The sequence below is a fragment of the Arthrobacter sp. AOP36-F1-5 genome (assembly GCF_058137995.1).
Genome location: NZ_CM176892.1, coordinates 1,928,796 through 1,949,253 on the forward strand (window position 1 = coordinate 1,928,796; position 20,458 = coordinate 1,949,253).

The 20,458-nt window shown below is 58.6% G+C and carries 12 protein-coding genes and 1 pseudogene; 6 read left to right on the forward strand and 7 right to left on the reverse strand.

Going from position 1 to position 20,458, the window contains the following annotated elements; translation table 11 throughout:
- Nucleotides 1-328 precede the first annotated feature (328 nt).
- The gene (locus AC3ZI9_RS08845) at nt 329-787 is read left to right on the forward strand and encodes a universal stress protein (protein WP_489923479.1); all 459 of its coding nucleotides are present in this window, start codon (nt 329-331) and stop codon (nt 785-787) included.
- A gap of 98 nt (nt 788-885) precedes the next feature.
- On the opposite strand, the gene AC3ZI9_RS08850 is transcribed toward AC3ZI9_RS08845, so the two are convergent.
- Nucleotides 886-1,935, reverse strand: coding sequence for an acyltransferase family protein (locus AC3ZI9_RS08850; protein WP_443349313.1), 1,050 nt, complete (start codon nt 1,933-1,935; stop codon nt 886-888).
- Between the two features lie 409 nt (nt 1,936-2,344).
- On the opposite strand from AC3ZI9_RS08850, the gene AC3ZI9_RS08855 reads away from it, so the two are divergent.
- Nucleotides 2,345-3,565, forward strand: coding sequence for an IS110 family RNA-guided transposase (locus AC3ZI9_RS08855; protein WP_443349315.1), 1,221 nt, complete (start codon nt 2,345-2,347; stop codon nt 3,563-3,565).
- 324 nt (nt 3,566-3,889) lie between these two features.
- Here the strand turns inward: AC3ZI9_RS08855 and ftsY are convergent, their stop codons facing one another.
- Nucleotides 3,890-5,101 (reverse strand): signal recognition particle-docking protein FtsY, encoded by a 1,212-nt coding sequence (gene ftsY, locus AC3ZI9_RS08860; RefSeq protein ID WP_489923480.1) that lies wholly within the window; start codon nt 5,099-5,101, stop codon nt 3,890-3,892.
- Between the two features lie 35 nt (nt 5,102-5,136).
- On the opposite strand from ftsY, the gene AC3ZI9_RS08865 reads away from it, so the two are divergent.
- Together AC3ZI9_RS08865 and AC3ZI9_RS08870 are read left to right on the forward strand one after the other, a co-directional pair.
- Nucleotides 5,137-6,324: an MFS transporter gene (locus tag AC3ZI9_RS08865; RefSeq protein WP_489923481.1), complete on the forward strand. Its 1,188-nt coding sequence runs from the start codon at nt 5,137-5,139 to the stop codon at nt 6,322-6,324.
- A gap of 273 nt (nt 6,325-6,597) precedes the next feature.
- Nucleotides 6,598-7,977 carry an integrase core domain-containing protein gene (locus AC3ZI9_RS08870; protein WP_443349363.1) on the forward strand — a complete coding sequence of 460 codons (1,380 nt, stop codon included), beginning with the start codon at nt 6,598-6,600 and terminating at the stop codon, nt 7,975-7,977.
- A gap of 72 nt (nt 7,978-8,049) precedes the next feature.
- On the opposite strand, the gene AC3ZI9_RS08875 is transcribed toward AC3ZI9_RS08870, so the two are convergent.
- Both AC3ZI9_RS08875 and AC3ZI9_RS08880 read right to left on the reverse strand, forming a co-directional pair.
- Nucleotides 8,050-9,588, reverse strand: coding sequence for a glycosyltransferase family 2 protein (locus AC3ZI9_RS08875; RefSeq protein ID WP_489923482.1), 1,539 nt, complete (start codon nt 9,586-9,588; stop codon nt 8,050-8,052).
- Nucleotides 9,589-9,659: 71 nt separating this feature from the next.
- Nucleotides 9,660-10,535: a polysaccharide pyruvyl transferase family protein gene (locus tag AC3ZI9_RS08880; RefSeq protein ID WP_489923483.1), complete on the reverse strand. Its 876-nt coding sequence runs from the start codon at nt 10,533-10,535 to the stop codon at nt 9,660-9,662.
- 1,184 nt (nt 10,536-11,719) lie between these two features.
- Here AC3ZI9_RS08880 and AC3ZI9_RS08885 point away from each other — a divergent pair.
- Nucleotides 11,720-12,688 carry an IS481 family transposase gene (locus AC3ZI9_RS08885; RefSeq protein ID WP_489923484.1) on the forward strand — a complete coding sequence of 323 codons (969 nt, stop codon included), beginning with the start codon at nt 11,720-11,722 and terminating at the stop codon, nt 12,686-12,688.
- On the opposite strand, the gene AC3ZI9_RS08890 is transcribed toward AC3ZI9_RS08885, so the two are convergent.
- Nucleotides 12,669-13,625, reverse strand: a complete 957-nt coding sequence (locus AC3ZI9_RS08890; protein ID WP_489923485.1) for an IS110 family RNA-guided transposase — start codon at nt 13,623-13,625, stop codon at nt 12,669-12,671. The two genes, AC3ZI9_RS08885 and AC3ZI9_RS08890, sit on opposite strands and share 20 nt — an antisense overlap.
- Nucleotides 13,626-13,712: 87 nt before the next feature.
- Between AC3ZI9_RS08890 and AC3ZI9_RS08895 the strand changes: the two are divergent.
- A pseudogene (locus AC3ZI9_RS08895) lies at nt 13,713-14,857 on the forward strand (IS3 family transposase).
- A 38-nt stretch (nt 14,858-14,895) separates the two neighbouring features.
- Here AC3ZI9_RS08895 and smc read toward each other — a convergent pair.
- Together smc and AC3ZI9_RS08905 are read right to left on the reverse strand one after the other, a co-directional pair.
- Nucleotides 14,896-18,525 (reverse strand): chromosome segregation protein SMC, encoded by a 3,630-nt coding sequence (gene smc, locus AC3ZI9_RS08900; protein WP_489923486.1) that lies wholly within the window; start codon nt 18,523-18,525, stop codon nt 14,896-14,898.
- 342 nt (nt 18,526-18,867) lie between these two features.
- Nucleotides 18,868-20,289 (reverse strand): IS1380 family transposase, encoded by a 1,422-nt coding sequence (locus AC3ZI9_RS08905; RefSeq protein WP_444554719.1) that lies wholly within the window; start codon nt 20,287-20,289, stop codon nt 18,868-18,870.
- Nucleotides 20,290-20,458: the final 169 nt, after the last annotated feature.

Here is a 20,458-nt window from a genome sequence, read left to right on the forward strand (position 1 = left end):
TGGCGGCGCCGTAAGGAACTTATATGAGTGGTGGCGGGCCCATGTCCTTCCTTCCTTTTCGGGCATGGTCCTGGCCATCAGGGTGATCATTTCTCAGAGCGCTTTTCCCGGTTTGGGTTGTCGCTGTGGTGGCCGGATTCTTATCGCTCTTTTGGCGGGATTCCTGCCACTAACTTGGCAGGTTTTCCTTGCTGAACTGGCCTACAAACAGTCGATCACACACATGATATGCTGGCTATTGAGTGGACGAGGCGGTCCTGCCAGAAGGCACGTCCACCAGAACCGTGGCCGCAGTCTTCAAGGGTGTGCTCGGTGCACACCGGAGGTGGTGAACGAAATCATGGCAACCAAACCAGTTGTGGTCGGAGTCGATGGGTCCGATGATTCCAAGGCAGCCCTGAAATGGGCCGTGGAATACGGGCAGCGGTACGAAGCTCCGGTAGAGGCACTGGCCGTTTGGGATATCCCGACGAGCTACGGATACTTGGCCGCGTACGCAGAATCCGGGGAGAAAATCGAGGCGCGTGCACGCGAACTTCTCGAAGAAACCGTCGCCGAAGCCGTCGGAGCGGACTCCAATGTTATTCGGCGGACCGAGCGGGGGCATCCTTCTTCAACACTGGTCGAGGCATCTAAAGACGCACAAATACTGGTCTTGGGCACCCGAGGCCATGGAGCCTTTGCCGGGATGCTGTTGGGCTCCGTAAGTCAGCACTGTGTGGCACATTCGAAATCCCCTTTCGTCGTCGTTCCCAGCGAAAAGGAAGATAAGAAAAAGCGCAAATAGCCGTGTGGCCTGGAGTAGATCGCCGGCGGCCTACTCCAGGCTCCTTGCCGCATTCGCGAGGCAGGCTCTCCTGCCGCTAGGCCATGTCGTGCCGATGACTAGTGTTGGCTTGCCCGAGTTAGTCTGCTTGGCACTCGCTCTTTCGTGTCTGCCTGCGACTGAATAGGGCGTTTGAAGAGATATCCGCTGACATCCCGCATCACCGCGTTAGTACGACGCCCCGAGGTCAGCAACACTGTTCCAGCCGCGAGGACAACAACCAGGACGATGGCAACGATGTTCTTGTCCGCCAAAACGTCGGGCAGGTACGGTTCAGCGCACAAAACAATGAAGCCATGGAGCAGGAAAACAGGCAGAGTGTGCCGTCCGACTTTCGCTAGCCCCATTTGTTCCTGCGTTGGGACGAGCATGAGAAAAGCCATGATAGATAATGCAGCAACTCCTAGGAGCAGACTTCTCATGGCTAGCCCCTCAGCTGGAGTGGCATCAAGCTCCTCTGAACTCAAAGCCGCGTGATACCACCCATGCTGGATGTCCTTGGAATACAAAACGAGGACGGTTATTAGCGCAAGGCCGACGACGACGCCCTTAAGGAGTCCTGGAGCTGCCATACACCAGTTGAGGGCGCGCTTTCCATAAACATAGCCAACGGCATAGAACGGCAGGAAGACAAGAGCCCGGCCCAGGGATAGTGGATAGCCAATCCAAGGAACCACGGTCACAGCGATGCCAAGAAGAATCGCCCCCAGTATCGAGGAACGAGGAAATCTATCAATGATCGGTGTCAGCAACAGCCACCAGATCATCGCCACTAAGAACCAAAGCATCCAGAACGGGGCGTTCCACTCGAAATCCGCGCCAGGCTTCAGAACGCGCGTTGCCCCGAAATAGAGGCTTTGAAAGAGGACAAGTAGCACTACCAGCGGGCCGATTCGTCGGACTAGTTTCTTTGGTGTTCCCGTGATTCCCGTAAGGAATGCAAAAGCCGGCATATGGAACGCATAAATGAACGTCAGTGGAAGACGTACCGTGTCTGCAGTCCAAAAATTTGTTCCCTCGAGCAAATGTCCGAGGACTACCAGGACGATCAGGAGCCCCTTCGCAATGTCCAGACGCTGGTCGCGTCGCTTCAGTTCGGGAGCTTTCATCACACTACGATAACAATTCTCGAGTTTTATGCCGAATGCCGCGACGTCACCAGCTTTAACATTGCTCTGTCAGCGGAGTGGTTCGATCGCCCATAAACACGACCATACTGTTGGATTTGCACGCATTCCTAGCAACCGGCTTGACGTGATGGTGTCCCAACTACGGGAACTTTTCCATCGAGAACTCCTTCAGGCCCAAAAGTACGTACTGCCCTTTCATAGGTAGCGGCCCGTTAGAGCGGTTCGGACCGTCAGGCGAAACTAGGATCGACCGAACACATAGCGTCCTGATATAAGTCGTAGGTCTTCCCAAAACACCTCCGGAGGTGCCAGAAGGGATATATCAAATCCCTCATCGAGGATCAGGCGTTGACGCGCCGGTCCTTCTGGCTGCCCCCGGAGGTGGGTCATGTCATTCCATCATGCAACACAGACCGTAGTCGTGGCTGCGGACGTCGGCAAGAACACCCTGGCCCTCTCGGCCACCGACTCTGAACATCAGGTTCTACTGGATCCATTCGATGCCGCGATGACCCGAACGGGTCTGAACGCCGCGTTGGAGAAGATCCAGCTCGTCATACCACCGGATATCCCGGTCCTGGTCGGCATCGAGACCGCCGGGCATTACCACCACCCGCTTTCGTCCCCGATGTCCTGGCCCCCGGGGTGGGACCTTCTCCAGCTGAATCCGGCCCACGTGGCCGAACAACGCCGCATCCAGGGCCGGCGCAAGGTCAAGACCGACGCGATCGATCTCGAAGCAATCACCGAACTGGTCCTGGCCGGACGTGGCCAGCCAATGACCGAACGCTCCGTGGTCATCGGCTCAATCACCGTCTTGGCCGCCCACCGGTATCGCCGTATAGAGGCCAGGACTGCGTTGAAGAACCAGATCCTGGGCCAGCTCGACGGCACCTTTCCCGGCCTGTCCCTGGCCCTTCCCAACGTCCTGGCCACCAAGGTCGGCAGGCTGGTCACCGAGCACTTCGCCGACCCGGACCGTCTTTCCTCACCGGGTACCGAACGGTTCATCCGCTACGCCCAGGTTCGTGGGCTGCAGGTCCGAGGCCCCATGGCGGCCCGGCTGGTAGCCGCGGCCAGAGATGCGTTGCCCCAGAACGATGCCGTCTCGGCCCGCGAAGTGCTCGTAGAAGACCTGGCAATGCTCCAACTCCTCGACGGGCAGATCTGCACGGTGGACGCCCAACTCGCCGCACTGTTGCCGGCCACCCCGTTCCATCCCCTACTGTCCGTGCCTGGCTGGTCAGTATCCCGGGCCGCGGCCTACGGCGCCTGTATCGGGGAACCATCCCGGTGGCCGGGACCGTCGCAGATCTACCGGGCCTCCGGGCTGTCTCCGTCCCAATATGAATCAGCCGGTCGGCGCCGGGACGGCTCAATCAGCCGCGAGGGCAGCGTCGAACTACGCCGGGCCCTCATCGGCTTGGGCAACGGGCTGTGGCTCCACGACCGGGCCTCGAAGGACTACGGGGCCAGCATGCGCAAGCGCGGGAAGAAAGGCAAGGTCATTGCCTGCGCGATGGCCAACCGGGCCAACCGGATCGCCTATGCCCTGGTGCGTGACCAATGCTCCTACGAGCCCACCCGCTGGACGACCCTGGAGGACTGAACCCCACCATTACCAACCCTTCACCAACGCCCGTGACAGAGGCAGACTGGAAGGTGGCGAGGGACCGGACCAGACGCCGATAGTCCTATGGCGGACCCCCAAGGGTTACGCCGCTACTAGCTTGGCGCCCGGCCCTTCGCCCCAAACGCAGCTCGAACGACGCCAGATGACCCACCGAGGTCGCATCAGTCAGTGTGAGCGCAACTGGGCGACTCGCGCCGCCCTCCATCCAACCCGCCACGGATCCTCAACAGCTTCGTGCAGAACACGGCCCGAAGGTAGGTATACCTGCGCCACCACGATATTGACAGACCTTATAGCCAGCTAGTCCAAGAGCGCGTCGACAAAATCCTCTGCATCGAACGGCGCCAGATCGTCCGGGCCCTCGCCGAGTCCCACAAGTTTGACGGGTACGCCAAGTTGGCGCTGGATGGCGACGACGATTCCGCCTTTTGCCGTTCCATCGAGTTTGGTCAGAACAATTCCGGTGACGTTAACAACTTCGGAGAACACCTTCGCCTGGTTCAGACCATTCTGGCCAGTGGTGGCGTCAAGGACGAGCAGAACCTCATTGACGGCAGCCTGCTTTTGAACGACTCGCTTAATTTTGCCCAGTTCGTCCATCAGTCCGACCTTGTTCTGCAGGCGGCCGGCGGTGTCGATCATGACGACATCTACTTCTTGATCCATGCCAGCTTTCACTGCTTCGAAAGCCACAGACGCGGGGTCTGCACCGTCAACATCGGAACGGACGGTAGGGACACCGACTCGGGCCCCCCACGTTGCCAATTGCTCGGCGGCTGCGGCACGGAACGTGTCAGCAGCCCCGAGGAGCACGTCTTTATCCTCGGCAACGAGGACGCGGGCAATCTTGCCGATGGTGGTCGTTTTTCCGACGCCGTTGACTCCAACGACCATGACGATCGACGGGCCGGTGGGCTGCCGAACGGATACGATGGAGCGGTCCATGCTCGGATCAACCAGTTTGATGAGTTCAGTACGAAGCATCGACCTGACCTGGACAGGGTCCCGGTGGCCTTCGACCTTCACCCGTTCACGAAGTGCTTCAACCAGTTCCTGGGTAGGTTCACTGCCGAGGTCAGCTAGCAGCAGCGTTTCCTCGATCTCGTCCCAAACGTCTTCGTCAATGTCGTCCTGCGACAACAGCGACAGCAGTCCCTTTCCCAGTGCATTGTTCGACTTGACCAGACGTGCCCGGAGGCGTGCGAGACGGCCAAGGACCGGTGAGGGAACGTCAATGGCAATGTCTTGTTTGCCTGCTGTGTCTTCATGCGCCGGCGCAGTTCCCGGGCCTCCCTCACCGTCGAGGCCTTGTTCCGGACCTTGCCCTGGACGGGTCAGGGTGTCGGTTCCATCACTGCTGGCACTCCCGGGGGCCGGATCGTTCGCATCCCGCGGCCCGTCGTACGTTCCGGGTGGCGTCTTGCGTCCGCGCAGGAAGAAGGCCGTCCCGAGGCCAACGACAAGGACCACGACGACGACAATGGCAATGATTAGGAGGGTTTCTGTAGACACGGGACAAGCTTCTCACAGACTAGGCTGTTGGCTTGATGAGCACACCCACCCTTCCTCCAAAACAACCGACGATCCCTCGTGAGATCAAGGTCCTGATTGCCGCCGCATTCGTCATTGCGCTTGGCTTCGGACTGATCGCGCCGATCCTGCCGCAATTCGCCAAGAGCTTCGACGTCGGGATCGCCCAAGCTGGCTTCATCGTCAGTGTCTTCGCCCTCACCCGGTTGGCCTTTGCCCCGGTCAGTGGTCGATTGACGTCGGCTCTCAGTGAGCCCCCGGTATATGTCGGGGGCGTGCTCATCGTCGCTGTATCTACCATTCTTTGTGGCTTTGCCCAGGACTACACCCAATTGCTCGTCTTCCGAGCAGCTGGTGGCGTGGGCTCGACCATGTTCACCGTTTCTGCGATGTCACTCATCGCCCGACTCGCACCCACGGAGATCCGCGGCCGGATCTCCGGGTATTACGCCGGATCATTCCTCATCGGCAACATCGTTGGCCCTGTTCTCGGAGGTTTCCTGGCGGTCTTCGGATACCGCCTGCCGTTCTTCATCTACGGTGGCGCCCTCATCATCGCAGCAGCATTCGTGTATTTGTCACTTTTGGGAGTGCGATCATCAGCGAAACGCGGGCCCAGTGACGAACGCCCATCGATGCCATTCAGCGATGCGTTGAAGAGCCCGACTTATCGGGCTGCCATGTTCTCGGGCTTCGCCAACGGATGGTCAAATTTCGGGGTACGGGTAGCGCTAGTACCGCTGTTTGCAGCGCAAGTCTTTGACGATGGGGCAGCGCTAGCAGGTCTGTCGCTAGGAATATTCGCTATTGGCAACGGTGCTGCACTCACTGTTGCCGGACGAATCACCGATAAATATGGGCGACGCATGCCGGTTTTGGTGGGACTCACGGTGGGGTCAGTAGCCATGGCCGGGATCGGACTGACCGACGACGCGGTACTGTTCATCGCGCTCTCGATCATTGCTGGCGCGGGTATCGGATTCATGAACCCTGCACAGCAAGCTGCCGTAGCCGACGTCATCGGCCGAGATCATAATGGTGGCAAAGTTATGGCCGGTTTCCAGATGGCCAGCGATTCGGGCGCCATTTTAGGGCCGGTGGTTGCCGGCCTCATCGCAGACCAGCTGGGCTTCGGGTGGGCATTCGTCGTGACGGGGATCATCGGATTGCTCGGTGCCTCCGCGTGGATCAGAGTCACGGATTAGTGGCTGGTAATCGAGATATTTTTCAAAAGCCGATCGTGATGGACTGTTACCGATGTATTTCGTTCTCCGAATAGCGTCCGATCCGCCCACAACCCACATTCACCGTAGCGACTTTAAATTCCCGACCCAATGTTTAAAGCTGTTATCTCGCAGGACATCGGTGACAGTTCTGCCTCAAGACATCGGTGACACTCCCGGGTGTTTTGGTGGTGACACTTCCCGGCGGTGTTAAGGGGCTTGGCAGCCCCCGATGCGGTCGGACAAGAATGACGGATGAATCCGAATGAGCCCGTCGACGCCCGAATACGCCTCGCGATTGCCCAATGGCCCGATGACGCGCCCCGCGGCGCGGTCACCACGTTCTGCGCCGAGCACGCCATCACTCGCAAGACGTTCTACGCCATCCGGGCCAGAGTCCGCACCGAGGGCCAGACGGCAGCCTTGGAACCGCGCTCGCGGCGACCCAAGTCTTCGCCCACCAGCGTTCCCGAGGCGCTGAAGGATGAAGCCGTGAAAGTGCGGGCCGCCATGGAGTCCTCCGGACTGGACCATGGTCCTATCAGCGTGCACGACAAGATGGCCTCCCTGGGGATGGAAACTCCATCCATTGCCTCACTGGCACGGATCTTCCGCGAAAGGAATGTGGCCCGGGCCGAGCCGAAGAAGAAGCCACGTGCCGCGTACCGCAGGTTCGTCTACCCGGCACCGAATGCCTGCTGGCAGCTCGACGCGACCGAGTACGTGCTCACCGGCGGACGCAAGTGCGTGATCTTCCAGCTCCAGGATGACCATTCGCGCCTGGCCATCGCGACCCACGTCGCCGGCTCGGAGACCAGCGAGGCTGCCTTGGCGGTCGTGAAGAAGGGCATCGAAGCCCATGGGGTCCCTCAGCGCCTGCTGTCGGATAATGGCATGGCGCTGAATCCCTCGCGCCGTGGATGGGAAGGCCAGCTCGTCGCCTACGTCTCCTCACTGGGCGTCGAAGCGATCACCGGCAAGGCGAACAAGCCGACCACCCAAGGCAAAAATGAGCGGTTTCATCAGACCCTGTTTCGGTGGCTGGACAAGCAGCCGATGGCGCAAAACCACGGCCAGCTCCAGGATCAGGTCGACCGGTTCGACCAGATCTACAACACGGAGCGCCCGCACCAGGGGTTGCCGGGACGCGTCACCCCGCAGCAGGCTTGGGACGCCACAGAGATTGCCGAGGCTCCTCGCCCGAAACCGGCGGCGGTGCTTTCCAAACCGCCGACCACGGCGCAAGAGGTCCAGGCCCAGCACCCCACCGAACCGCCGTCGCCGCCGCCGCCGCCGAAGGATGGCACGCGCGCGGCACCAGATGCTTACGACCTGCTGCGCATCCAGGCCCTGCGTGCGAACGCTGCGCCCAGGAAATTCAGCGGCAGTATCGGTCACCCGGCGCCCACCGGCAGCCAGAAGATGCAGGTCTATTCCAACGGCGTGGTCAACATCGGCAGGACCCTGTTTTCCCTGACCAAGCGGATGGGAGGACGGACAGTCACTGCCACGTGGGACCAAGAGAGCATCATATTCGCGAACACCGAAGGCGAAGTCATCGCAGAATACCTGTGGCCACCGAAGGGCACCGCCTACGTGGGTATCGGGAAATCCCGGACACGGTTCAGCAAATAAGCGGAGACATGTCCGGAACCATCACCGATGTCTTGATACACCGAACGCCACCATTGTCCTGAGGCAGAACTGTCACCAGTGTCTTGAGACATCACACCAATGTTTAAAGCGTCGCATTAATCCGTGAGGGCGCTCATCGGGCTCAATTAGCTTACGAGGTTCGCCCGTCGAATGAATCGTGTCCGTGCTTGAAAGGAGCTTGATGCTGATATTTCCGTACTGGGAGCGATACAAAGTGAACAGCCCCGGCTCCGATGATTCGAAAAGTCGATTCATTTCAAACTGAGGCGGTAGAGCGATTCTCCCCATATCCAACAACTGGCCATCCCCGCGAAGCACAATTCGGGGGTCCCAAATATCGTTCGACGCCAGACTCGGAGCGACGAAATCTCCACGGCCGATGACAAAAGACGATTCCGTAGCCCCATTCCACTCTGCAGGAAGAATAAAAATCTCATTCCCGCTTTTCCTTGTCCTCAAAAGTAACTCCGGAGGATTGGGGCATCCAGCAAGATTCCTATCGGCATGACTGACTTTGAGCGTCAATCCTTTGGGGTTTAGAACCAGAGCTGAAATGGCGGGCAGTGAATTCAACTCGTTCCGGCGAATTCGTAGTTCGGGGCCCACGAGTTTATTCAACGAGTGCCCTAAATCCAGCGCTAACTGCTCATTTTCCCATGTTGATTTCAGCCCACTTTGAATCAGGCGATTCAATGCAGCCAAATCTCTTTCGGTTCCCTCCCGAGCAACTGCCAATCGGAGGCGGGGTATATCGCGTTGTTCTCTCAGGTCGTCGTTAGACATATGCACCAGTACTTGCTCCTTCACCCCCGAAAGATACTTTGAACGATCGGACAAGCTCGCAGACATAAAGGGATTCCCTAGGCCAGGCGCCAGTGTCCGATAGATTACACGCTGAAAGTACCGTTCTCTTTGACGCCCCGGCTCCGTGTTCTCAACGATCAACGCGGCCATCCGTGTTGTTGTCATGTATTTATTCTCGAACGTCTGGCTGGTCTGCGAGAGGTTCCCGCCATCTGTGCGCCCACGAACGAAGTAGTAATCATAATCGGCTAAAACGCTGATGCGATTAGCGGCAAAGCAGCAGGCCGCGACAAACACTTGATCTTCGCCTTGAATCATGTCTTCAGGGAAACGCACACCTATCCGCTCTATCACCGAGCGACGAAACAAGCGACAGGGCGACAACACATTCCACAAGCCATCCTCTAAGAGGTCAGCGTCCAAAACAGTCTCACGGAACGCTGAACTAGAGACTGTTCGATTTTCCCCGCACTGTCGACCCAAGACTATATCCGACTCTGCCTCACGGGCAGACGCGAGCATACGTTCCAGCGATTCCGAGCCAAGCCGGTCGTCAGAGTCTAAAAAGAAGACGAACTCTCCATCGGCCACGTCGATGCCGCGGTTCCGACCGACGCTTGGCCGACCAGCATTCGACTGATACAACGGCATCAAGTTGGCGTGGTCGCTAGCCGCTTTTTGTAGATATTCCCACGTAGAGTCGGTAGACCCATCATCAATAACGATGATCTCAATTTCATCCTGAGCAAGTGTTTGCTCGAAAACGCTCTGAAGGGCTTCCTTCAACAGAAGCACGCTATTGAAAGTCGGTACAACGACAGAAACTGACGGTTTCATGAGGGCCTCTCGGAGTTCATCTAGCTAAAAAGGTGAGCCGGGAATGCTCGCTCCAACAGATCCAAATCATAGAAAGAAGTGGGCAGTCTCGCGCACAAGGCCAATTTCGATAGATCGAATTTATCAAGTTCGTTGATACTCAGATCTACCGTCGCAACCTCATCGCGATTCAAAAGGGAGAAGAAGTCCTCAAACTTAAACGTATCACCGCCCAATCGCTTGTCTTCTACCCGAATCCAGACCCACGGAATTCCATAAGCTTGCGCAATAATGAGCCCGTGCAGAGAGGTCGACAAGACAGCACTTGAGGTCGAAATCTGATCAACAACGCTCTCAAGTCCATCAGCAACGTCAACCAAGGTTGCGCCCGACCGAGGAATCCCAGCGAAATCCTTCTTGTGTTTGTAGTGCGGCCCTAGGGCAACTTTTGGATTCGGTTTGGCTGAAGGCGCCGCGTAAAATCTTGGTAGCAAAAGCGCGGGGTCCCCGTATACCTCAGGAACAGACCAACCAAGTTCCCCAATCAGGACTTCCCTCGTCCACTTTCCTCTGACCGCGTGAATCTGTGCTGGAGGGACGTTTCGTAGTTGGTCAAGTTTTGTTGGCCCAGGCTTCCCAATCAACCCTGAACCCCAAATATGCTCACCGGGCACCTTCAAATGTCCAATAACAGAACCAACAGTAAAAAGTGCAGGAACATCCTGCTGGACCCATTTTCTATTTGCCGGTCTTAGGCCCGTAACGGCTGATACAAGCCATGGCCCAATCGTGTCACCAAAATTCGATTTAGTATCCCACCAATACGTCAGAGCATCCACCCGACTCAATTGCCCTTCAGGATGCATCTCGCCTGGAAGCGACGCGATTCGTTCCATGGCGAGCAGGATCTCCGCCACGATCACCTTGCCTGATCGCGTTCTAAAGGGCGAAAAAGACCATTTCCCTAGAATGTTCCTCTCGCCATTTATGCGTACGTTTTCCCCTGCTCCAATGAAAGTATTTCGCAATATCCTGCGAGCAATATCGTCTCTACCGAGGACAGAGAGCTTGGCGCTCCTTGGGCCCACGTCAATATCGAAGGCAATTCCTACGCCTTCGATTCGACATTCAAGTACCACAGTATTCGCGCGATAAACCCGAGTCCGTGCCTTATCAGCTAAAGGGAACGTCGTTACTTCCAAAGCTTTAAGTACGGTAAGAAGATTGCGCCTGCATAAGAACACTCGCGTCCGTCTAAAGATTCCGCTTAAAGTATTTTGAGTCATACGCTGGTACCCGCACGCGGAGCGTTTAGGGGCGTCCCTCCATCTCGTGGCAACCACAAACAATGTTGATTATGTCGATAACAAATCCGACTTTCAGTCCACCGTCATTATACAAGACGGCGCTCAGATCATGCGGGCTACAAAGGCTCCGGGTAGATCTACGTGAGCCGTGAAATGAATACACACCGGCTCACTCGTCCCCGACGGCCAAAAGGCTCTGATAGCGCGGCGTGCTTCCAAAGTGTGGATGAATCAACGATGCATCCACACGTGGCAAGCCGGGGTGAACCAAGCCCCCGTTGCCTTTTTAGTAGCCCCCCCCTAATGAGCAACTATTGGGGTGGCTGCCTGTCGGCCCCGGCATTGATTCTTGCCCCCTAGTCTTCAATGGTCCGGGGGGGTGTTGATGCACCTATGCTTGTCAATTTGCTTCTTTGACCCTTTCATCGAGCCAGACTCGGTACCTTTCGGTGGTTTCGAGATCTCTTGAGGTCCCGACTTCGATTCGTGCGATCGAAGTCGGCCATGTTGCTAATTCTCTTGCCGCAAGCGCCAGTGTTAGGCCCAATGCCAGCCGCAGCGGACGTAGATCATTCATCGGCGGAACCGGTCGAGGATTGTTGACCACCCTATAGATTTCTCTCGCGACGTAGCGTTTGAGGCACCGTATGATTTCCTTCTTCCCCAGCCCCTCCCTGGTACGTCTAGCTGTATTGACCACGGACGTTGGTAACGCTCCGGGGTAGTTGAAATAGGGAAGACCTCCGGGTGAAGGTGGGCTTGTTCAGAGTCCGTTCCAACACCGGAGGTCTTCCATGCTCCACGCTAACGCACTTCTTGCCCCCAAGGGCCGCCTGTCCCTTGCCCAGAGCATCGTCGACGAGGGCTGGCCGCTACGCCGCGCCGCCGAACGCTTCCAGGTCTCCGTGACCACCGCAGCCCGGTGGGCCAAACGGTACCGGGAGCTCGGCCCCACAGGAATGCGCGATCGATCCAGCCGGCCCCAGCGCTCTCCCAACCAGACCCCGAAGCGGCGTGAGCGAAGGATCATCGCCCTGCGCGTGAACCGCCGCTGGGGCCCGGCACGCATCGCCTACCTGCTGGGCATGCACCCCTCGACCGTCCACAAGGTCCTCTCCCGCTACGGGCTGGCCAAGCTGGCTTGGCAGGACCGGGCGACCGGGCGGAACATCCGCCGCTACGAACACGAGAACCCAGGGGACCTGGTCCACGTCGACATCAAGAAACTCGGCCGGATCCCCGACGGCGGAGGCCACAAGATGCTGGGACGATTCGACGGGGTGCGGAACAAGACCGGCGCCGAATCCAACCGCCGACCCGGCTACATGTTCCTGCACAACGCCGTGGACGACCATTCCCGCCTGGCCTACACCGAGATCCTCGACGACGAGAAGAAGGAGACCGCCGCCGGGTTCTGGAAACGTGCCAACGACTACTTCAACAGCGTGGGCATCACGGTCCAACGAGTCCTCACCGACAACGGGTCGTGCTATCGCTCCCACGCCTTCCGGGACGCCCTGGGCGAGGACATCAAGCACAAGCGCACCCGCCCCTACCGCCCTCAAACCAACGGCAAGGTCGAGCGCTACAACCGCACCATGCTCGACGAATGGGCCTACGCCCGCCCCTATACTTCCGAGGCCGAACGCATCGCCGCCTTCGAACAGTGGCAACACCACTACAATCATCACCGAGGCCACACTTCACTACGAGGACTTCCACCCGCTGCCCGCGTACCCAACCTCAGTGGTCAATACATCTAGCTACGTATTCTCGAGTCCGCCTATCCTTTGACATACGTACCAGCACGATGCGGTAGATCGAGGCATTCGCCTGCCGGTCACCGCCGCGGCAAAGCCGATGACGGGTTGTTTTCCCAGAGGACGCCGGGACGGGTGCAACCCCAGCCAAGGCTGCGAACGAGGCCTCGCTTTTCACACGCTCGGGGTTGTCCCCAAAAGTGACCAGCAACTGGGAACCGATCACGGCCCCAACACCGTTGACCTTCAGGATCGATGGGAACCATGTTGAAACGATCTCTTCCAACTGGGCGTCAGTCTCCCTGACATCCTGACAGAGGAACTGATGCCTGACCGCCATCCGCTTTAACGTCATCAAGGTGGCCACCACCAAGTCCGCAGGATCTCCGGAGGGCCTGCTGCCGGCCATGGTCCTGGGACGTTCAGTGGGCGACAGTCCACGATACTTACCTCTGATCTCTTCCGGAGCAGCCACCAGCACGGCACTGATCTGCGCCAGGACAGCCGTACGAGCCTTGATGGCGCTGGCCCGAGCGGTGCGTAGCACGCGCAAAGCCTCGACATAGCCGTCCCGAGTCTTCGGCGTGGAAGTACCCCGGCCTGCCAGTACTGATTCGGCAGCCTGGTAGGCATCCAGCGGATCTGACTTACCGTGCAAGCGCCGATCTGCCCGATTGGGCCGATTCACCTCCCGAACGGTGAACCCCTCGCCCGCAAGAACCCTTGCCAATTCGGCACCATAGGAGCCCGTTCCTTCGACACCGACTGCGGCTACCGGACCGAAACCGGTCAGGTAGTCGATAATCTGACGGTATCCGGATCCTACTGCCAAAAACTGATGGTCACCGAGGCGCCTGCCAAAATTGGTGATCAAGGCAACGTGATGGGTATCGGCGTGCGTGTCGATACCGGCGATGACTTCGAACTGTTCGTTTTCCATAGTGGAACTGGTTGGGTCCCTTGGTAGAAGCCCGGTGACTATGTGAGTTTCGCGTCCGATAATGGATGCAGGAGGAAATTCATAGATATGGCACGTAGACATGCCCCTGATCAGGTCATCGCGAAGGTCCGGCAGGGCCAGAAAATGCTCAACGAGGGACGACCGATTCTCGAGGTCATCAAGGAACTGCAGATCACTGAAGCGACTTGGTACCGGTGGCTTCAGCAGTACGGATCCGAGAAGAACGCCGGCCAGACCAAGGCTGTGAAAAACCTCGAAAAGGAGAACGCCAGGCTCAAGAAACTCCTAGCCGATCAGGTCCTGGCCAATGACATTCTGAGCGAGGTGGCGCGGGGAAAATTCTAAGCCCCGAACCACGTCGCCGTGCCGTGCGCATGGCGCAGGAGAAGTTCGGGGCACTGAAAGATTTGCCTGCAAGGTGCTCAGCCAGAATCGCTCAGCCCTGCGCAAAGGCCGGCCGTCGGTCGGCTTCGAAGAGGCCCAGCTGCGCGCTGATCTACGAGCGGTCGCGGTGAAGTATCCGGCGTGGGGCTGGCGTAAAGCACGCTGGCATCTACTCGAGCAACCGCAGTGGGACGGGATAGCGCTGAATGAGAAGCGTATACGCCGGCTCTGGCGCCTGGAGGAACTCATCTGCAAGCCCAAGGTACGCAAGAAACGTCGTAGCGTGCCCGGTGCCGGGGAGCAGAAGAGGCTCAGGGCCGAGTATCCGATGCATGTGGTCAGCTTCGACTTCCAATCCGATACGACCTCCTGCGGGCGGCATATTAGGTTCTTCAACGTTATCGATGAGTACACCCGCACGGCCCTGGCGATCATCCCCAGACGTTCGTTCACGGCCACTGATGTGGTCGCAGTTCTGGAGGACATCATCGCCGAAACCGGCATCACTCCGGCCTACGTCAGGTCCGACAATGGGCCGGAGTTCACAGCTGCTGCGCTGATCGACTGGTGCGCCACGGCCGGAGTCAATACGGCTTATCGATCCAGGCTCGCCGTGGCAGAACGGCTTCGCTGAATCTTTCAATGCACAATTCAGAAGGGAACAACTGACCGGAGAAATCATGGACACGATGGCCGAGGCAAAGTACTTGGCCGAGGAATGGAAAGACATCTACAATCATGAACGTCCCCATGGGTCCCTCGGCGGAATGACGCCATTCAGACACAGGGATCGCTGGACCGCAGAGAACCAATTAGCTATCGCATAGCCGCTGGACTGCTAACGGGGACCCAACCATCCCTTTAGTCACAACTCTTTTGAATCAACCAACCGCTGGCTGATGACCTTCGTGACCCCATCGCCGCGCATGGAGACGCCATACAGTGCGTCAGCAATCTCCATCGTGCGCTTTTGATGCGTGATGATGATCAGCTGACTGACTTCTTGGAGCTCGCGGAAAATCACCAGTAGTCGCCCCAAGTTCGTATCGTCTAGGGCAGCCTCGACCTCGTCCATCACGTAGAACGGTGACGGGCGGGCCTTGAAGATCGCTACCAGGAGCGCAACGGCAGTCAGTGAGCGCTCGCCACCAGAAAGTAGTGAGAGTCGCTTGATCTTCTTGCCCGCTGGACGGGCTTGCACTTCGACCCCTGTGTTGAGCATGTCGTCTGGGTCGGTCAACACTAATTTGCCCTCACCACCCGGGAACAGTGTGGCAAAGACTTGTTCGAACTGTTCGGACGTATCGTGGAACGCCTCCGTGAAGACGCGTTCAACTCGTTCATCCACGTCGCGGATGATGTCCAGAAGAGCTTTGCGGCTGGATTTCAGATCCTCAAGTTGCTCCGCTAGGAACCTGTGACGTTCCTCAAGTGCCGCAAACTCTTCCAAGGCTAAGGGGTTGACCTTGCCCAAGGACGCTAGATCCTTTTCTGCCTTCCCTAAACGTTTTTCCTGCTCGCCACGGTCGAAGGGTCGTCCCACCGGCTCCGGGTTTCCGTCCATGTCCACGTCTTGACGCAAAGCCGCCCACTTATCGTTTTCCTGTTCCGGTTGTGGGACCGGTAGGTCGGGACCATAGTTTTCGATGAGATGCTCCGGCGTCATCCCCAACTCTGCGAGGGCCCGGGCTTCAAGGCTTTCAATGCGCAGGTGTTGTTGGGCGCGCGCCAACTCATCACGATGCACGGAATCAGTGAGCCCGGCCAACTCACTACCTAGTTCATTAGACCGGGTTCTGGTTTGCCGCAGCTCGCCATTTATTTGGTCGCGATGCTTTGTTAGCCGTGCGTGTTCATCCGCAGCTTCCTGCAATGAGCATTCAAGGTGTTCTTGCACCAACAAGATCGCCTGACCGACGCCTTGAGCACGTTTGGCTTGACGACGTCGTAGCGCGGTTCTCCGCTCAGCCTGTTCACGGTTACGGCGCTCCCCCGCGGCGGATTTCACGAGTGATTCAATTCGGCTCGACAAGCTCTTGACCTGCTCTTCACTGCCCCGCAGAGCCAACCGTGCGTTAAGCTCTCGGTCACGGGCCTTGGCGGCCTCAGCATCTAGCCTCTCGCGCGTTGAGCTGTCTGGTTCTTGATCAGCTGGGGCCTCCCGGGTAGTAGCCAGGCGCTCCTCAAGTGCAGCCAGGGTTTTCTTGGCTTCGGCTACCGACTCCGTGGCAACGCTGATCTGGTCCCTTGATCTTTCGACCTCTGCGCCAGCTTCTCGGGCCGTGGCTCCGAGAGTTGCCAGCTGTTCAGCAACGCCGGTAATGCGGGCATCTGATTGGTACAACTTTTCAAGTGCCGTATCGACAGCCTCGGCAGCCTCGCTGCGTGTAGTTTCCAGCGCTGAGCGTTGGAAACGAAGTTGTTCGTAGCATGAGGTGACGTCATATAGTTCGACGTTGGTGGCATCAATGGCCGCTTGCTGCTCCACAAGTGATGAACCGGTTCCAGCTCCCCCGGCAAGGCTATTCGTCGAATGGACCACGCCATCGCGAGTGACCACAGTGACTTGGGGTGCTGCGGTCAGGAGTTCAACAGCGCCTTCCCTATTTTCAGCGACGATGACGTTGCGCAGAAGATGCCGGACAGCTTCGGCGAGGCCGCCGCGGGCTGCTTCCTTGACATCCACGAGGCCCGAAGCCCACAAGCCACCAGCGGGCAATGGATTCCTCTTCGCGTGCGTTTCCGCCCGCTGGTCCGAGAGAAGAGCATCTGACTCGGTTGCCTGCGGAAAGATCAGGTGGACACGGCCTGATTCCTGTTCGCGGACTGTTTCCAAGACTTGCTGAGCGTCGTCGGCGCTACAGGCACTTAGCGCCTCGGCGTAGGTACCTAGCGCAGCGGCAATCGCCCCGTCGTATCCGGGTTCGACATGGAGCTCTGCACTAATACGCCCCCTAATACCCTGATGCCCTGCTGCAAGGATCTCCTCAGAGGCATCCTTGCGGCTCATCGCAGAGTGCAGTGCGTCAAGACGAGCTTGAAGAGCGGCCCGTTCACGTTCTGCTTTTTGCTCCCGAGAAACTAACTGCTCCAACTCTCGATCGCAGGACGCCAAACGTTCCTCGGCCAATTCGTGCGAAGCGTCCAGGTCCTCTTCCGTGTCCTCAACACCGCTAGCCTGCTGTTCCAGTTCGGTATATTTCATCTGTGCCTCAGAACCGCGTACACGTGCCAGTTCGGCCGATGCCCGCAGTCTGCCCAGCTCACCTTCGAGTGATTCGACGCGGCTGCGTGCCGAGGCGACTTTTCCGGCCAAGGTAGCCAGTCCCTCGCGACGGTCAGCTATGGCACGCATCAATTCGGTCATTCGGCGGCCTTCTACGGCCGCGGCCTGTTCCGATTCCTTCCGATCAGCAATCGCGGAATCGAGTACATTTGATGACTTATCGCGTTCGTTCTCAAGCTCTTCCAGATCAACGCGTAAACGCTGTGCTTGGCTTTCTAACCGGTCCGGTTCCCGCGACGGATCGTGCACGACGCGACTCTGCTCAGCCAAGCCGCGTTCGCGTTCTTTCGCCAAGGCGCCCAGAGATCTGTACCGTTCTTTCATGGTGTTCAACCCGTGCCATGTCTCTCGAGCGGAGTTTAGGGCAGGAACAGTGCTCGCGGCAGCAGATTCCAGCTCCGCGAGCCGGGCGCGGACTCGGGTAACCTCCACGTCGACTTCGTCCCGTCGCACAAGAATTCGTCGTTCGTCTTCGACCTCGCGATGGAGGGCTTCTTGGAGGGTCACCAACTCGTCGGCCAGGAGCCGAGAACGCGCATCGCGCACCTCAAGTTGGACCGATTGTGCCCGACGTGCAACGTCAGCCTGTTTACCCAACGGTGTCAGCTGGCGCCGAACCTCTCCTGTGAGGTCCTGAAGGCGCGAGAGGTTGGTGGCCATTGACTCGAGTTTGCGTACGGTCTTTTCCCGACGTCTGCGGTGCTTCAGCACCCCAGCGGCTTCCTCAATAAAACCTCGGCGTTCATCAGATGTGGCATGAAGGATACGGTCCAGTTGCCCTTGCCCGACGATGACGTGCATCTCCCGGCCCATTCCGGTGTCGGAAAGCAATTCTTGGATATCGAGCAAGCGGCAGGACTGACCATTGATGGCATATTCAGAGCCGCCAGCCCGGAACAGGGTCCGGGTGATCGTCACTTCTGAATATTCGATGGGCAGGGCACCATCTGCATTATCGATAGTTAGCGAGACCTGTGCTCGCCCTAACGCCGGACGGCCAGAGGTTCCGGCGAAGATGACATCTTCCATCTTGCCGCCACGGAGTGTCTTAGCTCCCTGCTCCCCCATCACCCACGACAAGGCGTCGACGACGTTGGATTTCCCAGAACCATTCGGGCCAACCACGGCAGTGACGCCGGGTTCGAACTCAAAAGTCGTCGCTGAGGCGAACGACTTGAATCCACGAACGGTCAGGGTCTTGAGATGCACGGAGGTCTTTCGGACGGCGGGGCAAAGGTCTTCCTCCCTCCAATCTACTGTGTCTGGACTCCCGCGGCGGGTTTGCCACTCGAGGGGAGAAAAGTCACAGGCGGCGTTCATACCGCATGGCGAATGTGCGGGAACCACTTCGCAGAGTGCATAGTTAACCCTTGATCCACCGATCGGCTGTTGCATAAGGCCGTGATTCGAAAAGAGGCGTGGATGGTCACGGTTCGTGCATAAGGGCATGACAACGGGCCCGGCGTCGCATCCGGTGTGTCCACAATTCGGTGTTGCCAGAAGCCTCCTACAACTTCTTCTGGCCGACGAGCCCGGGCCTGGGCGAGATGGTCAGGTCGCCACCGGGACCGGTGGGCTGAACACGGTGTTCCAGAGCCGACCGAACTCGGCCGCCTTGGGCCAGTGGGCTGGCAGGTGAAGAACGATCTTTCGCGCGTGGCAGGCGATGCGGGCCGGGATGCTGATGAGCTTGGCCCGCAGTGTTGGGGCCCTTGACTTCGATAGCCTGCCCCCTGCCAAGAGCGCGCCCGTGCGGGCGAGGTTGTGGGCCATGCAGGCCAGAGCGAGCCAGGCAGCATTGGCGTTAAATGCTCCGGCGGGCATATGCGCGATCGGTCCTGCCTTGAGCTCGGCGTTGACTTGCTCGATCACGGCATGGCGTCGGTGGGCTTTATCGGCTTGGACCGTGTCGAGAACATCGGCTGGAATCGTTGTGAACACGGCGTGGTAGCGCCACACGGTGAACAGGCCCTCTTGTCCGGCTTTGGCGAGTTTCTTCTGGTTCTTCTCCGGGATCCGGCGCACTACCAGACGCCCGGTCACCGGGTTCTTCGTGGTCGTGAACGCGGTATACACGGTTTCGGCGACTTCGGCTTCGGAGATCCATTCCTGGTTGTCTTCGTCCCAGATCGCCTGCGGGTACTGGATGCCCGTCCACGTTGTCTCGTCGATGCTGGTGATGGCTTTGCTAATGGAGGGGTTCATGCGAGCCGTGACCGAAACGTTGGCACCGGCCGACTTCGCCGCGGCGGCGACGTCGGAGGTGTAGTACGCCGAGTCGGCAGCCAACACGACACGCTTACCGGCCACCCCGGGCAGGCGGCCTACCGTCGAGAGTGCGTCTTGGGTGAACTTCTTGGCACCGCGGGCCGAGTGCACGGCTCCTTTACGCAACCGGTTGCCGATGATGACTGGTTGTGACGACGTCGTCGAGGCAACGGCGAGGAGACCGTTGAGCCCGCGCACACCGGTATAGCCGTGTCCGGAGCCTTGTTTGCGGGCGGAGTGGACGGCGATGACGGTGTCGTCGATATCGACAAACACCATCCGGTCGGCCGGATTCGACGAGTCGAGGCGGGTCGGGAAGAAATCGGCCCGTGAAGCCAGGCGTTGCAGGGACTGGTCGCAGGCGGTTTGGAGGGCGCGGACGTGACCGAATGTGAACTTACGTAAGAACTGGCCCAACGTTGACGGGGCGTAGACGCTGGTGGCGAGGTGTTTCATCCCACCGGTACGGTTGCGATTCATGTCGTCGATGCTGTCGGCCCCGGCGAGCATCCCGGCGATCAGGGACATGACTTTCCCGCCCGGGTTGGCGCCCTTGTCGGTGGGGATACGAACGCGGTCGGCCACGGCTGTTGGCAGGCCTGTGTCTTGGGCGAGTCTGACCAACGGGATCAGCCCGGTATCGGCGATGAGGCGTTCGTCGTCGAAGGCGTGGGACAGGCCGGTGGGAGTGTGATTGAATAGCACCTGCGAGGTGCTCCTTCCTTGTGGGTTTGATAGGACTTTAGACATCACTATTTTCCCACGTCAGAAGGGGCACTTCCACTTTATTTAGCCATCAACACCGGCTCATTTATCGGTGGATCAGGGTTAACGGTTGGAGAGTCTTCGCATCATAGGGATGCGTCGGCGGCAG

What these genes read in the sequence shown, in the direction of transcription:
- AC3ZI9_RS08885 (WP_489923484.1), top strand. Translation starts at nt 11,720, where the DNA reads ATGCTCCACGCTAACGCACTTCTTGCCCCCAAGGGCCGCCTGTCCCTT.
- AC3ZI9_RS08865 (WP_489923481.1), top strand. Translation starts at nt 5,137, where the DNA reads ATGAGCACACCCACCCTTCCTCCAAAACAACCGACGATCCCTCGTGAG.
- AC3ZI9_RS08855 (WP_443349315.1), top strand. Translation starts at nt 2,345, where the DNA reads ATGTCATTCCATCATGCAACACAGACCGTAGTCGTGGCTGCGGACGTC.
- AC3ZI9_RS08850 (WP_443349313.1), bottom strand. Translation starts at nt 1,935, where the DNA reads ATGAAAGCTCCCGAACTGAAGCGACGCGACCAGCGTCTGGACATTGCG.
- AC3ZI9_RS08870 (WP_443349363.1), top strand. Translation starts at nt 6,598, where the DNA reads ATGAATCCGAATGAGCCCGTCGACGCCCGAATACGCCTCGCGATTGCC.
- AC3ZI9_RS08890 (WP_489923485.1), bottom strand. Translation starts at nt 13,625, where the DNA reads ATGGAAAACGAACAGTTCGAAGTCATCGCCGGTATCGACACGCACGCC.